The 15273-nt window shown below is 34.4% G+C and carries 9 protein-coding genes and 1 pseudogene; 1 reads left to right on the top strand and 9 read right to left on the bottom strand.

What is annotated here, in order from left to right; translation table 11 throughout:
* Positions 1-159 precede the first annotated feature (159 nt).
* The 5 genes from I6N95_RS15400 to I6N95_RS15380 all read right to left on the bottom strand — a co-directional run bounded on the left by I6N95_RS15400 (position 160) and on the right by I6N95_RS15380 (position 10372).
* The gene (locus I6N95_RS15400) at positions 160-486 is read right to left on the bottom strand and encodes a DUF2834 domain-containing protein (protein WP_209529559.1); all 327 of its coding nucleotides are present in this window, start codon (positions 484-486) and stop codon (positions 160-162) included.
* A 5062-nt stretch (positions 487-5548) separates the two neighbouring features.
* A complete protein-coding gene (locus I6N95_RS15395; protein WP_209529557.1) occupies positions 5549-6355 on the bottom strand; it encodes a hypothetical protein in 807 nt (268 codons plus the stop codon).
* On the bottom strand, positions 6336-6854 hold the full coding sequence (locus tag I6N95_RS15390; protein ID WP_209529555.1) for a hypothetical protein: 519 nt from the start codon (positions 6852-6854) through the stop codon (positions 6336-6338). The genes I6N95_RS15395 and I6N95_RS15390 overlap by 20 nt, the downstream gene beginning before the upstream one ends.
* A 21-nt stretch (positions 6855-6875) precedes the next feature.
* Positions 6876-10079 (bottom strand): RNase A-like domain-containing protein, encoded by a 3204-nt coding sequence (locus I6N95_RS15385; protein ID WP_209529553.1) that lies wholly within the window; start codon positions 10077-10079, stop codon positions 6876-6878.
* Between the two features lie 20 nt (positions 10080-10099).
* Positions 10100-10372, bottom strand: a complete 273-nt coding sequence (locus I6N95_RS15380) for a hypothetical protein (RefSeq protein ID WP_209529552.1) — start codon at positions 10370-10372, stop codon at positions 10100-10102.
* 252 nt (positions 10373-10624) lie between these two features.
* Between I6N95_RS15380 and I6N95_RS15375 the strand changes: the two are divergent.
* Positions 10625-11166: pseudogene (locus I6N95_RS15375) on the top strand (recombinase family protein).
* A 217-nt stretch (positions 11167-11383) separates the two neighbouring features.
* Here the strand turns inward: I6N95_RS15375 and I6N95_RS15370 are convergent.
* From I6N95_RS15370 to I6N95_RS15355, 4 genes are all read right to left on the bottom strand, one after another.
* Positions 11384-11728, bottom strand: a complete 345-nt coding sequence (locus I6N95_RS15370; RefSeq protein ID WP_209529550.1) for a hypothetical protein — start codon at positions 11726-11728, stop codon at positions 11384-11386.
* Positions 11729-11741: 13 nt separating this feature from the next.
* A complete protein-coding gene (locus I6N95_RS15365) occupies positions 11742-11978 on the bottom strand; it encodes a hypothetical protein (RefSeq protein ID WP_209529548.1) in 237 nt (78 codons plus the stop codon).
* 468 nt (positions 11979-12446) lie between these two features.
* Positions 12447-13202: a hypothetical protein gene (locus I6N95_RS15360; protein ID WP_209529547.1), complete on the bottom strand. Its 756-nt coding sequence runs from the start codon at positions 13200-13202 to the stop codon at positions 12447-12449.
* 19 nt (positions 13203-13221) lie between these two features.
* A partial coding sequence (locus I6N95_RS15355; RefSeq protein WP_209529545.1) for a papain fold toxin domain-containing protein occupies positions 13222-15273 on the bottom strand: 2052 nt, incomplete at its 5' end.

Here is a 15273-nt window from a genome sequence, read left to right as displayed (position 1 = left end):
TCATCCTCTAGTTAGTACTTATGCTTAGATGATAATTCAAAACTTGTTTCTCTCACTATTTTTATGGCATAAATAATTCTATTGCCATTCTCGAAAATAAAAATCACAACTAAGAGGGATGTTCTTTAGCCAAGTCTTGCTAATTTAACAGTCATTCATTTATACCTTTCCAACCGATCCGTCATAATTTTCTCTTATGAATAAAAATAGCGGAAGTGCTAATGACAAGCCCACTGTAAATAGGGAAATAAGACAAAGCCATTTTTCTCTGCCGATTCTGAGCCTCTTAGATTCATTAAACATAAATACTATAAAAACAAAACAAGAAATAAAAAAATCAACTGCAAAGAATGTTGAAATATTATTGACAAATAATAAATCAACTATCTTCTTCACATTTAACCCGTGTACCATTAAAAACTGGATAAAAAAGTAATAAGGGAAAACAGTTCCCATTATAGAAGCTATTAAATACAACCTTTTCATAACAATCTCCTTTCGATTTTTTTCCATTATATCATAATGAAAAGAACAACTCATTTGGTAAATGTTAAAGCATAATTGTCTCAATGGTTGTACCTAAAACTGACAGTGAATAAACTTGGATATTGTTAGGTCATTACTAGTACTTTTAGTGAGAATCAAGTGATTCAACTGCGTTCACGGTAATTATGAGCCCTTTTTTACGCCTTAGGGGCTCATATTATACATCATTTTTCCTTTTGTTTTCGCTATAGAGTTTCATTGCTTTTTCAATTTTTGTCTTCTTTATTTTAAGGCACTCACCGATGTCCATCATTTCTAAAGATTAAAGTCTTAAGAATGACGGCAAATCTTGCTGCTTTACTACGTCCTTCAAAGCTTAATGCTTTACTACGTTGTCCCTTATCTCTAAGAAATAAATTTGTAAGAATAATGGCTCTGCGTTCCGATCTCATCAATTGCTATACGCTGAAGCGTCGAGCATTGAAGGTAGAAGAGCACTTAGAATTTGTTGAGATCGAAGCTTTGCTAGTGATTAGTTATATAGGAGCTGTATAGTCGTCTAATTTCAAAAAAGGATGCTTTGAAACTGAATGAGTGTTTGTTTTAGAAAAAGTGAATTATGAAATTGATTCAATTGGTTTATTAACAGAGCAAATTTCACAGCTTAAAAAAAATGATTTTCTTGCTTTTTCTGAAAAGAAGACGAAAAACCAATGTATCAACGGGGGAATAAACTGCCATTTTGTCATTTTAGATGGAATATCTAGTGATTTAATAGACTACTCGCTTATTTTATGAGGAGATTCTCAAATTGACATTTTTCAAAATCCTTGACTTAACAGACGTTGTAATTTTGAACTTAACTCAAATAATTAGAACAAACTATTATTAGCCGCTCAAAAAAATAAAAAGCCTGCTAACTGACCCTTTTCCGGCTTATTTTTTAATAAAAATCTATTCAACTATTTTTAAAAGCCTATTGTATCGCTAAAAAAGCTCCGATTTGCAACTATTCTGAAAATTATCATCATCAAAAAGGGGCAGTTAGCTGCTTTTACAAAAACGGAAATGTATGATAAAAAGGAGTTACAACCATCACTCATCTCTATCCTTAAACAGAATAAAAGGAAGAATGAGCGTTTATTACTCAAAAAGACAGATTCTAGCTCTTTTGTGTAAAAGGATATTATATCTATTAAGCCGTTTTGAAAATAGCGACAAACCGATTCAAGCCACTATTCAATTACTCGATATAACAGAGTGATCTAGGATTTTAAGAAAATTGTTGTGCAACAGTTGACGTTTTACAATTATCTAATGAAGCTAGGAAAAACCAGATAAATGACCGTCATACTAATGGTTTTCACGATTTCTCAACCGCTTGGACAACGTCAACTGATTCCGGATTTGATCCGCAATTTGACACATTAAAAAATAACAATAATAGGATTTATTAACGAATAGATTGACTCAATACACGCTAGTTCACTTAATTAATTGTTCAATATAACAGCTCAGTTAAATTTTTTCAAAATTTTGTATTGCTACAGTTGACACTTTTTAACCTTCCAAAACTGCCAGAAAAAACAATCTAAAACACAGTTATATTAACGGTTATAGCGATCTCCAGACTTACGAACCAACGTCAACTGATTACGGATTTGATCTGCAATTTGACTCTTTAGAAAATAACAGTCATCCTATCATTTAACGAATAAATTGATTCAAGGTATTCTAGTTCAATCTTCTATTTCTAAAGAAAACAGACCAACTAAACCTTTTCTAAAAAATGTATGGCAACTGTTGACACTTTTCAATCTTCTAAAACAGCCAGGAAAAACAATCAAAAATACGTTTATATTAACGGTTATAGTGTTTTCCAGACTTACGAATCAACGTCAACTGATTACGGATTTGATCTGCAATTTGACCCATAAAAAAATAACAATAATAGGATTTATTAACGAATAGATTGACTCAATACACGCTAGTTCACTTAATTAATTGTTCAATATAACAGCTCAGTTAAAATTTTTCGAAATTTTGTATTGCTACAATTGACACTTTTTAACCTTCCAAAACTGTCAGGAAAAACAATCTAAAATACAGTTATATTAACGGTTATAGTGTTTTCCAGACTTACGAATCAACGTCAACTGATTACGGATTTGATCCGCAATTTGACCCATAAAAAAATAACAATAATAGGATTTATTAACGAATAGATTGACTCAATACACGCTAGTTCACTTAATTAATTGTTCAATATAACAGCTCAGTTAAAATTTTTCGAAATTTTGTATTGCTACAATTGACACTTTTTAACCTTCCAAAACTGTCAGGAAAAACAATCTAAAATACAGTTATATTAACGGTTATAGTGTTTTCCAGACTTACGAATCAACGTCAACTGATTACGGATTTGATCCGCAATTTGACTCTTTAGAAAAAAACAGTAATCCCTTTTATTAACAAATAGATTAACTCAATACACGCTAGTTCACTTAATTAATTGTTCAATATAACAGCTCAGTTAAATTTTTTCAAAATTATGTATTGCTACAGTTGACACTTTTTAACCTTCCAAAACTGCCAGGAAAAACAATTTAAAACACGATTATATTAACGGTTATAGCTATTTTCAAACGGACAAATCAACGTCAACTGATTCCGGATTTGATCCGCAATCTGACTCTTTGGAAAATAACAGTGATCCCACTAGTTAACGAATAAATTGATTCAAGATATTCTAGTTCAGTCTTCTATTTATCGATATAACAGCCCAGATAAACTTCTCCAAAAAAATGTATGGCAACGGTTGACACTTTTCAACCTTCTAAAACAGCCATTAAAAACAATCAAAAACACGATTATATTAACGATTATAGCGATTTTTAGACTTACGAATCAACGTCAACTGATTCCAGAACTGATCCGCAATTTGCCCCATTATAAAATAACGGAAAATTGATTTATTAGCAGACAGATTGATTCTAAATATGCTAGTTCACTCAATTGTTCGATATAACAACTCAGTTAAACTTTTCCAAAGTTTTGTATGGCTACAGTTGACACTTTTCAATCTTCTAAAACAGTTATTAAAAACAATCAAAAACATGGTTATATTAGCGGTTATAGCGATTTTCAAACAGACGAATCAGCGTCAACTGATTACGGATTTGATCCGCAATTTGACTTATTAGAAAATAACAACGATCCTATTAGTTGACGAATTGATTGATTCAACGCTTTCTAGTTCTATCGCTCAACCAGCCAATATAACAACTCAACTGAACTGTTTCAAAAAAGTGTATAGCAATGATTGACACTTTCCAACTCTCTGAAACAGCTAATGGAAACACGGTAAACGTCAATTATGCTAACGATTACAACGATTTTTAATCCTCTTGACTAATGTCAACTAATTCTAGAGTTGATCCGCAAATCGACGATCTCCAAAATAGCAAACCTCCACTCATTACTCTCACTAACCTTCCAAGTCCATATCCCTAAACGCAAACAAACCAACTCCCTTTAAAAAGGCCGAGCCCTTCTTTGCTAAAAACTCCCCTGTTGTTTCCACCTAAAAATTTACTCAATTCCTTCAGCTCTTATCAGTTCACCCGAGCAGGCGACAATTACCTTTACCCCTGATTTCAAATTCTCACAAGGACAACCGATATTAACTCTTAAGAATAAGTCATCTTCCTCGAAAATGTCATCTCTTGATTGGATGGCCACGCCAATTTCTTCAAGTATCATTTCGACAAATAGCTGTTTTTTTCCTCATTCTCTCTTTTCTTATTCTCCGCTGCCTTATCGTTATTCAAGGTGGACTTGATCAGCCAATCTATCCGTAGTATGCTTCTTGATTTTTTTTATGATAGTCCTGTAATTTTCCACTTTTAGGCTTAATTTTCCAGCATTCAACTCATATTTCGCTAGAAATTAAGCTTTTTCACCATCAGGTTAAGGCATGATGGGTAGATTAGTATTATTTTGGGTAAATTAGGAGACTTTTTGGAAAATTAGCAATTAGACTAGTTTTATTTTTACATGTTATAATTAAAGGGAGCACACTCAATTGGACAATAGGTAGCTTTAAGCATGGAAAAACAAAAAATAGTTTATAATAAAAGCCAAACTTTCGCCATACATGAATCTGGTGATCTTGTTTGAAACACATTATCTTTAGAGACACTACTTGTTTATGTCCGAATGCTTGGGTAAGATATTTCACTTAATGACGAAAAAGACTAACTCCATTTACAAATATGTAAGGTTTAACCAAAACCCATAATATAACACTTTTAACATCATCAATGTACTAAAATCATTTATTTGAAAGCTTTTACGTAATTTTAGATAACAAAAACCACATTTTTCAATGTAACCTTAAACCCGACATTACGATTTTTCGTTATTGCAAAACTCATGTGGTTCTGTTGGTCGAGCCATCCTTCGAAGCATTTAAGTGACGACACAACTCATTTTTGGTGAACAAACATTGTCACTTACTCTCTATTCTTTTGTATAGTTCCCAGCTATTTGTCAATTGAAATAAGCCAAGGGACATGATAGTTGGTTTTACCTTATAGCTACGCAATAAAATAGAAGACGCGATTGTGGAAATCGCGTCTTCTATTTTTCACTTTTTAACCATTACTCTTTATTCTAAAAACAGTTCGTCTTGCTATTCCATTTATTTTAAAAATCTCTGTGTTTGAATCCACGGCCTTCAGCATATTGATCACTCGATCTCTTCATTATCGTTTAAAATCCTTTTAGTGTCTCACTCTCAAGATTCAATTGCACCTTGGCTAATCAATCTTTGAATTTACTGCCCTCATCTGAATAAGGCATACCTACTAACTAGCCCTCCATTCCATAAATATCCTTTTCCAACAGATAATCCTGTTTTAGCATGAACAACCTCTTTTGTATGTCAGTCTAAATTTTTAACTCCTTCTCTTGAAATGAAATTGTCTCAACCACTTTGTCTGATTAAGGCATTATTTTCATTTCCTTCTGAGGCCTTAGTGTGTAGTCACAATGAATAGGTTTAGATTACTTCTGATTCCTTTAAGAAAGCATACACCAAATTATGTAAATCCTGATCCAATCTTGGTGTCATTTCTGGCATCAATGGCATCGTCATAAAAAACTCAAGCTTTAACCATTCAAATAGCTCTGCCACTTTTTCCTCATACCCTTCTGGTGGGTGAGCCACGTATCGATATTTTGCCCCAGCCCACCGATGGGGGGTTCCCGCTAAAATCGCTGATTCTTCAATAAACCGCATGTCTTCGAAGGAAATATCTGTATATTCATACGACACACGAATAGGAAAGCGGTCGTCTTTTAATGTTTCAGATGTTCCTAGAATCGTTCTCAACTCGTTGATTCTATTTTCTGGTTGATCTCCATACGCGGTTAGCCTGATGACTTCGACAATGGATTGCTCCAACTTCCAAATAAACCAAAGAAACGCTTGATAATCAGGTGGCACTACAGGTGACTCTTCATCGGCAAAATGTTGACACATCGTATGAAGTGCCTTCATTTCAATCTCATCTTCCGTTTGTGTCGCATATTTCAGCACTTTCAAATTCGCTAAGAGTTTAAGTAAATTTTTTGTTTTTTCCTCGTCCACTGATGGTACATAATAGGTCATCAAATAACATTTAGCTGTCTTCACCAAATTTCTCAATTTCGGTTGCGCGAAGTACGGAAGATGAGGATAATTACTCTTTTCCTCAAGAACACTAAGCAACTCTTGTCGGAAAATTTGATTCTCATTTTTAGCAGCCTGCAACTTTTCTAAAAAGTGATACACACTCTTTCTAGCATTAGGATCTATCGGTGTCATTAGGTTTCTCCTTTCCAGTGGGATCCATTCTGTCTAAGTAATCTTCTGTCATGTCAATTAACTCCCAAACAAGCCAGACAAAAAATTCGTCTTTATCAATTTGACCGTCTGTTCGAGCGTCATTAAACTTGTAGTAAAAATTACGAGCATGAAATACTCTTACTTCTTCCCACTCACCTTGTTTTATATGATTTTGAATTTGTTTTAATTCATCTAGTGCGCCAGATACACGCTCTATTTTATAAGGAAGTAAGTTCAGCCAATCTGATTCTTTTATAACATCTGCTTGCGTAAAATAATTAAGTGACAAATTATAAATTTTTCTATCGTTTTCAAATCGATAGCTTCCTCCTGAATAATCGCCTGTACCTTTCGGATACCATTGTCTAAACAGTAACAAGGCTAAGTTGTTTTGGGTATTTGATTGATTATCAGTGATTGTACTTATGTACCCCTCTACAAATTTATATAAGTGATTATCATTCCAATCTTTATCCATATTAGGTTCCTTCTTTCTTTTTTAACCAGGCAAGGGATAGCTGGTATAAATTCGATAACCTTTGTTTGATGTGCTAGACTTAACCTTTACACCGATTCTAAATAGTGGATTAAACTCTTTTCCACCTTTTATTATACCTCGCCCAATAGGAAAAGGAACCACGGTATCTACAACATTCTCATCTAGTTTAGGAGGGTTCTCAAATTTTATAGGATCTACAATTCTAGCATAATTAATCGCAATCAACGTTGTACCAACATCATAATAGCTAGTCGCCATACCACTAGCATCCCCCATTTCTACTCGATTCAACAAGTACTCATCGGATTTCATCACATGTTTTTCTATGGTGTGCCCCTTATGTTGTCCAACTCCTTCCAATTCATCTTTCACCAAATCCTTAAAGGTGTACCACTCAAAATCATCATCAGGCTTAATATCCATTTCGGATAATCTACTCATCAATCCACCTATTGTAATCCCCGCTGCCCCTGCTTTAATATGATCTGGAATTACATTACTCGGTAAATGTGCACCAGTCTCTGTATTTCTAATTTCACCGGTCTTTTCATTGACACCATAACGCTCCCCTTCATAAGTAACCGCAGCGTCATAATGCCAGTCATTTTGTTCACTCCAACTCCACTTGCCTGGATCATAACTCGTGGCAAAAGGCATTGTCATGGTTAAATTATTGTTATTAGCAACATAAGCAGAGTATGCCACATTTACACCTGAAACTGCTAACCAAAATAACAAATCATCTACAATACCAAAGCGTTGTTGCGGACCAATAGTTGTGGTAAATATCTGATTCTTTGAATAGAAGTGGCCTTGTCCTATATAGCTAATGGGTGAGGTATGTAAGGTATTTCCTAATGGCATATAACCTAAGTTAGTTAACGTAGGTTGCGTGAGTGACGGCACGTTCAACAAATAGTTCGTGCCAAATAGGGTATCTAACACAGGATATTTCCCTTTGGATTGCTTCCAAAGGCCTGCTAAGGTGTTGGTCACTTGCACAACACTAGGCTGAACCGTTGACTTATGATAAGGAGCATATAGTTCGGTTAATGCTTGATTATACTGATTCCCAACATAAATCTGAGTTCGTGCTTCACTCCAATCAGTTGATAGTTGCCAGTCCTTAAACTGACTTCGTGTCATTTGAAAGGTGGTGTCCGAAGTAATACCTGTCATACTAATATAATACTCTCCTGCCGGTAAATCTATTACAACATTATCCGTTCCACTTGAATACCCTTTTTCAAAGACTTTTCGTTCTTGTTTGTTGTAGAGGGTTAATTGTTTATAAGTGTTTCCCTGTAATTCGATGGTTAAGCGGGTGGTGTCTGACAATGAGAATGAATAAAATTGATCCTTTTTAGATGTGCGACCTTTATCAAAAAAATACCAAGGGATCATCAGCCTATTTTTCTTAATGATGAATATGTCCATTTCATTTCTTGAAACAATTGAAATTTCTGAGTCTGTCCAGTAATGAAGCCAATTCAAGACATAGTTAAGATCTTTTTCATGAAGAGGATCGGCTTCGGTCATATCATAATAGGAGTAGAAATCAGGTTTGAATTCAAATTGAAAGGCAGATGGGCTAGCACCAATCTTAGTAGCACCCCCTGTCACCCCTCCGATTGGTTTATAATAAACCCGCTCAACGCCTTCTTTACCGACATAAACATTCCTATAGGAATTTGTATATATATCTTTTGAATAAGCGTAACTGCCATCTTTTGACTTAATCAAAAAGAAGAGGTCCTCTTTTTTTAAAGAGTAACTACCACGATAGGATTCGATATCATCAAGATAAGGGCGAGTATAATCAATAGTCTTTGGTTCATATTTAATTTTAGTATTAAGTTGTTTGACATAGTTGTACATTCCATATGTAGAGCCTTTATCAACAATTGATATCTCTGAATCTGTCCAGTAATGAAGCCAATTCAAGATATAATTAAGATCTTTTCCATAAAGAGGATCAGCTTCGTTCATATCATAATAGGAGTAGAAATCAGATATGAATTCAAACTGAAAGACTGGTGGGCTAGTTCCAATCTTAGTAGCTCCCCCTGTTGACCCTCCAATTGGTTTATGATAAACCCGCTCAACGCCTTCCTTAGCGACATAAACATTCCTATAGGAATTTGTATATATATCTTTTGAATAAGCGTAACTGCCATCTTTTGACTTAATCAAAAAGAAAAGTCCTTCTTTTTTTAGAGAGCAGCTACCACGATAGTATTCGATTTGATCAAGATAAGGACGAGTATAATCAACAGTCTTTGGTTCATACTTAATTTGAGTATTAAGTTGTTTGACATAGTTGTACATTTCGTATGTAGAGCCTTTGTCAACAATTGATATCTCTGAGTCTGTCCAGTAATGAAGCCAATTCAAGATGTAATTAAGGTCTTTTTCATAAAGAGGATCGGCTTCATCCATGGAATAATGAGAATAGAAATCAGATTTGAATTCAAACTGAAAGACTGGTGGGCTAGATCCAATCTTAGTAGCTCCTCCTGTTAATCCTCCAATTGGTTTATAATAAACTCGCTCAACGCCTTCTTTAGCGACATAAACATTCCTATAGGAATTTGTATATATGTCTTTTGAATAAGCATAGCTGCCATCTTTTGACTTAATCAAAAAGAAAAGTCCCTCTTTTTTTAGAGAGCAGCTACCACGATAGTATTCGATTTGATCAAGATAAAGACGAGTGTAATCAATCGTTTCCGTTTCATTATGAACATTCCGTGTGGTCAAATTTGAGCTTGGAGAAGGTGTAATTGATTTATTCTCATTTTTTTTAATAGCTTTCTCTGTCTTAGAGTTACTATCAGTTGATGATACCTCATTATCAGAATCTAATCTAGGTGTCATTTTAGTATTGCTCATACTAGTTAATGTTTCTTGAAGTATATCCTTAGAATCTACTAAAATTTGTTCAGTATCAAATACATTAATACTTGGCAATGCTGGCATGATTACTTCAACTTCATTACTTAAATTTTCAACTTCTTCTGAGGTCATATTAGTGGCAGTGAAGTCGAAACTATTCTCTAATGTTTTGCCAATAATCTGACCATCGATTTCTATTAATAGTATGGCTAGTTGTTCAGAAGAGCTTTCTTTGTATTGAGCAATGCGCTCTACTATTTTTTCATCTTCTAACCGATAACTGTTTTCCTTAGTATCATACCGAATCAATGCAATCAGTTTTTGTTGGCTTAATACCTTTCTTGTATATGGTTTTCAGTGTACGACAGTAATTTGATAGGTTTCTGCACCACGTACTCTTGATCCTCGAACATTTTCAGATGTTCTTTTAAGTCATTGGATACAGTAGCATCTATATCCGCTATATATGTATAGAAGGGGCTCAAAAATGTTTCATTTTTTCCTTCTATCATTATTTCTGCGGCCTGCACACTTATTGGCAAATACTGTCCCAACATCAAACTTACCACTAATATTTGAACCATTTTAACAACCTTTTTCATCCAAACACTCCTTTTAGTCCTATTTGTTCATTATTGAGCGTATCACCAAAATCGTTCGTTAACAATGCCTTATAAGTACAGTGAAAGGATAAAAATGATTGTCTAAAAAAGTACCATATACTGCACGCGTTCACTTTCATACTTTTTTGCATTATTAGTCAATTATCGTGTCCATCTGTAAATTATTCTATGTCCAGTTAGTCCAATGTGACTAAGATATGTTGCAAAAATTTCCGAAGAAGTTGCTACTTTTTGAAAATTGGGTATACACGAGTTTCAACAGGACTACAGAATTTAGATTTACAGGAAGATAGTAAAAAAAATATGGTTGTGACAAAATTTTGACTGATCATATGAGTGAGTCAAAAAGTAAACAACCAAAGTTAGATAACGCAATTGAATTTGAAAGGGAGGGGATACTATAGTAGTTTAGCGATTAGATCGAATACGGAAGACTTAATTTCAGTTGTTAATCAGTTAAACAATCAAGTGGTAAGTTTCCACAGTCTTCAGGAAAACATTACTATGGACAAATATTGATCAACCGGCCAATTGTTTTTTCACTTATTTGCAGAATTTGAGCGGAATCTAATACTGGAGAGATTGGCTGCTAGAACAGTAGGACGATTTGGTGGCCGACCTGAAAAATTTACTACTGAAGACATAAATTCGATCAAACGCTTATCACAAATGGCACTCCAATTAAAACATTTGTGGATCAATGGAAAGTTTCTCGCATGACCATTTATCTCTATTTGAATAAAAATAGTAGAACCTGGAATCCCACTTTTTAAGTTGAGACTCCAGGTTCTATTTTAATCATTATTCGATGAAATATCTTTAGTTAATTCTCATACACCCTAATCACTCACACAAAGGGCACTACCAGCAACGCCAAGTATTGGTGTATTTAAGTTACACTAAAACGGGCAAGTCGGAAAATTAGACTGAAGTTCACATGAAAAAACACTAACCAGCATGCGTCTGAATTGATTAGTGTTAATCATAGCTTTATAGTTTGTTATTATGAAAATCAACAAAAAACTCTTGGCTACTTTTAAAAAATAATTCTAAAGCTTCTTCTTCTGTTTCTGAAGCTTTTTGATACATTTTATACCATGATAGGCAATCATTTGAGAAATCCATTGCTACGTTCAATCCTAACCACTCTTTTGTCCATTGACTAAAATCTTTTTTAAATACTTCATCAATTTCTGTTGAAATACCAGTGGTTAACGCACAACCTATATACCCACCTAAAAGGAAATATAAATTTTTCAATTTCAATTCTTCAATAAACATTTTCGGTCTTAATTTAATATTAGCAATGGTTTCTTCAATATTTTTGTATTTCATGAAATTTCTCCCTCTATTCTATCCAAATTCCTTCAACAATATCTATACCTAAATCTATTTTCCAATCACTAAAATTCATGCCATCTAATGTTAAATTGTCACATACTTTATCCCCAATTTTAATAGCATCACGAAATCCATTGTTACCTATCATTTCACCTGCTTTATCAGAATATATCCCAAATTTACTTCTCACCTTCAAACACTTATATTCCACATCGTTTTCTTTCAACATTTTTTTTGAAAGCATCAACAAACTTATCACATTTCCCATTTACTTTAAATTATGACGGAACTTTGTCTATTAGCTTCTTTAGTGTATTACTGATAGGTTTGTTAAAACTAGGGTCCCAGCTATGCCCTTTACCCAGTCGCTCTGTTGAAGAAACTAATGCCACTGAACCATGGGTACCTACAATCGTAGCAACTCCTGTAGCTGCTACTGGTACGACTATAACTGATGCACCTGCTGTAAAAGGTGCGGCTGCACCCCCTAAAAGCTGACCACCTGTGGCAATCATACTGGCTCCAATTAGTTCATGGATGCTTGTGGCAATACTAGCAATGTCTCCTGCGTCCTGACCGTAAACAAAATATCTAGTTTTATAGCAGAAAAGTTTGCAAAGTAAAACTTACGCCGATTTAGTTGTCAAATTTATATTTTGTATTAGTTGACAACTGGAAACATATCTTCCATGCAACTTTCCAATAAAGCTCACTACTCTTCATGTTGATGATATTCCGTAAAAAATTCATTACTCGCTTTAAAAAATAATTGTAGTGCCTTTTCTTTAGATTTTACATATTTAGTCACATAGGAATACCAAAACGGTTCCCATTCTAATTCATTAGTTTCACCTAAATATGACGTCATCCAACTATTCAACCATCTACTAAAATGTTTAGTATAGTATGCATCACTATAGTCTGACATATGCAATCTATCACGACAACTGCTGAAACCTGCTAAAAAAAAGTATAGGTTTCTAAGGTTCACTTCTTCAAGGTACAACTGAGGCGCCGACTGTATTTTAGCTATTATCTTTTCCTTATTTGGACATTCGTCAACTTCCACTTTTTTCATTTCATATATTTTTTTTCTTTTCTGAGCATGATACTCTTTAAAAAAATTTTTACTCACTTCAAAAAACAATTGTAGAGCCGCTTCTTCTGTATCTGTGTATTCAATTAAAAGTTGATACCAAGGGTGACTTAACATACTATCCTCTTTTTCAAGATTTAACGCAAACCATTGTTGTACCCATCCTAAGAATTCAGTATGAAAATAGCCATCTATATTTATGGAAAATCCAGAACATTTCCCATAAATATAATGCCCTTGTAAAAAATAAAATAAATTCCTTATACTAAGGATCCCGATATACATTTGAGGACGTTGAGCAATACGGCTTATCAATTCTTCAACATTCCAATACGTAGCCGGTGGTCTTTCATGACCTGATTTGTATACCATAATAGACTTTCCTCCTCAACTATTCTAGCCAAATACCATCAAACATATCAATACCTAAATCCGTCTTCCAATCACTGAAATTCATACCTTCTGGAGTCATATTATCATATACGTTATCCCCAATTTGAATGGCATCATGAAATCCATTATCACCTATTGACATACCTGCCTTGTCCGAATATATTTGCAAACCTTCATTTGTTTTTACTTTCAATCTTTTGTATTCCACTCCATTTTCTTTTAACAATTTTTCTAAAGCATCAGCAAACTTATCACATTTCCCATTTACTTTAAACTCTGATGGAACTTTGTCTATTAGCTTCTTCAGTGAATTACTGATAGGTTTGTTAAAACTAGGGTCCCAGCTATGCCCTTTACCTAGTCGCTCTGTTGCAGAGACTAATGCCACTGATCCATGAGTACCTACAATCGTAGCTACTCCTGTCGCTGCTACTGGTACAACCATAACTGATGCACCTGCTGTAAAAGGTGTGGCTGCAACCCCTAAAAGCTGACCACCTGTGGCAATCATACTGGCTCCTATTAGTTCATGGATGCTTGTGGCAATACTAGCGATGTCTCCTGCGTACTGACCATAAACAAAATATCTAGTTTTCCCAGTTGGATCTTGAATATAGTCTTCATAATCGGTTCCAAATAAATGATCAACGACCGCGTATAAACCTTGGTTTAATCCCCACTCTTTTGCTAAGCCAGACATAAAATCTTTAATGTTAGTAATAACACCACGCGATAATACGTTGGCATTTGGGAACATCTTCAAATACAAATCGGTTAGTTCTTGATTAAACTCCCCATTTAAATTAACGGCTATGTTAAAACCTAGCTGTCTGATTTCAATTTTTTGCTCACGATTCATTTGTTGATCAATTTGCAACTTATAGTGAGTGTCCCTTACTCCAGATATTTTTACATAATAGGTTCCATCTGGGAAAACACCCGTTGATTTATGATTAGTAGACCCCCATGAACGATTCATCACTTTTTTATATTGAGAATCGAACACATCAAGTTTGATACTGGAAGAATTCGCTAAGTAAAAATCAAGCTGGCTTAGTTGGCTGGTTTGTATTTTATAGTAGTCAATACCAGATTCACTTGAAAGATCGCCTTCAATCGGCTCATTAAAAGAAAGGGATCGCGCTTTAGTAAAGTCATCTTCTGATGATAACGCAATAGAATAGTCTCCATGCTTGTTAGCATTCTTACCTTTTATTTTAACATAATACAAGCCTGGTAAGAGTTCAGTGGTAAGACTTGAACTAAATTCATTACTGATAACTTGCTTCTTAACGTCAAATAATTGACCGATTACAGCAATCTCACCATCCAAACTAATCGTATATTTTTGGCCATCAAAACCTGAAATTCCTACTTTAATATAGTCTTCATCTATATATTGGCCAGATACGCCAAAATCAATTTCAGATTTTAGCTTATTCCCTTGAGTAAGTAATGGTCCGTCTTTAAAGTCCCGGTTATTATCATTAGAAACGTTAAGTTCATTAAGGTTGATTGAAAAATCCCCAGCTCCAGTTAATTTTACATAATAATATCCTGGTTCTAACTGACTTTTAAAGGTAGCTGCAAGCGCCTGCACTTGATGTTGAATTGTCTGAATGGGTTGTTGCTGACTATCCAGTAATGTAGCAGTTGCAGATAGATTTGAAATAAGTTGTAGCTCATATTGTCGATAGATAATCGAATCTGGTAAATTGGGAAGGTAAATTCTATATGTTTTCTGTAACTCATCTTTATTAAATGTTCCTTTAGCAGTGCTATTAGGAGCTAATGACATCGTCGGCTCCCATTTGGTTGTTACATTAGTGACCCTTAAACTATAACTCCCTGTTTTAGTTGAATAATAACCAGCAGCCTTGACATAATAGGTACCAGGTTCTAGCTTCTTAGTAAAGGTACTCGTATACCCTTGAAGCTGGCGGGCGCTAGCGATGTGCTTTTTACTAGCATCATACAGCTCCAAAATAGATCCCGTTGCATTAGAACCTGTCATACTAAAGACATATTCTTCGTTAACAGAGTCAGCATG

It is taken from the genome of Vagococcus allomyrinae, from assembly GCF_017829975.1.
Lineage (GTDB): Bacteria > Bacillota > Bacilli > Lactobacillales > Vagococcaceae > Vagococcus_D > Vagococcus_D allomyrinae.
The sequence above is the reverse complement of the archived record's forward strand: the minus strand, read 5'-3'. Positions and strand labels throughout refer to the sequence as shown.

Excerpts from the sequence above, each read along its gene's own strand:
- I6N95_RS15400 (WP_209529559.1), bottom strand. The coding sequence starts at position 486 with ATGAAAAGGTTGTATTTAATAGCTTCTATAATGGGAACTGTTTTCCCT.
- I6N95_RS15395 (WP_209529557.1), bottom strand. The coding sequence starts at position 6,355 with ATGACACCGATAGATCCTAATGCTAGAAAGAGTGTGTATCACTTTTTA.
- I6N95_RS15390 (WP_209529555.1), bottom strand. The coding sequence starts at position 6,854 with ATGGATAAAGATTGGAATGATAATCACTTATATAAATTTGTAGAGGGG.
- I6N95_RS15380 (WP_209529552.1), bottom strand. The coding sequence starts at position 10,372 with ATGAAAAAGGTTGTTAAAATGGTTCAAATATTAGTGGTAAGTTTGATG.
- I6N95_RS15370 (WP_209529550.1), bottom strand. The coding sequence starts at position 11,728 with ATGAAATACAAAAATATTGAAGAAACCATTGCTAATATTAAATTAAGA.
- I6N95_RS15365 (WP_209529548.1), bottom strand. The coding sequence starts at position 11,978 with ATGCTTTCAAAAAAAATGTTGAAAGAAAACGATGTGGAATATAAGTGT.
- I6N95_RS15360 (WP_209529547.1), bottom strand. The coding sequence starts at position 13,202 with ATGGTATACAAATCAGGTCATGAAAGACCACCGGCTACGTATTGGAAT.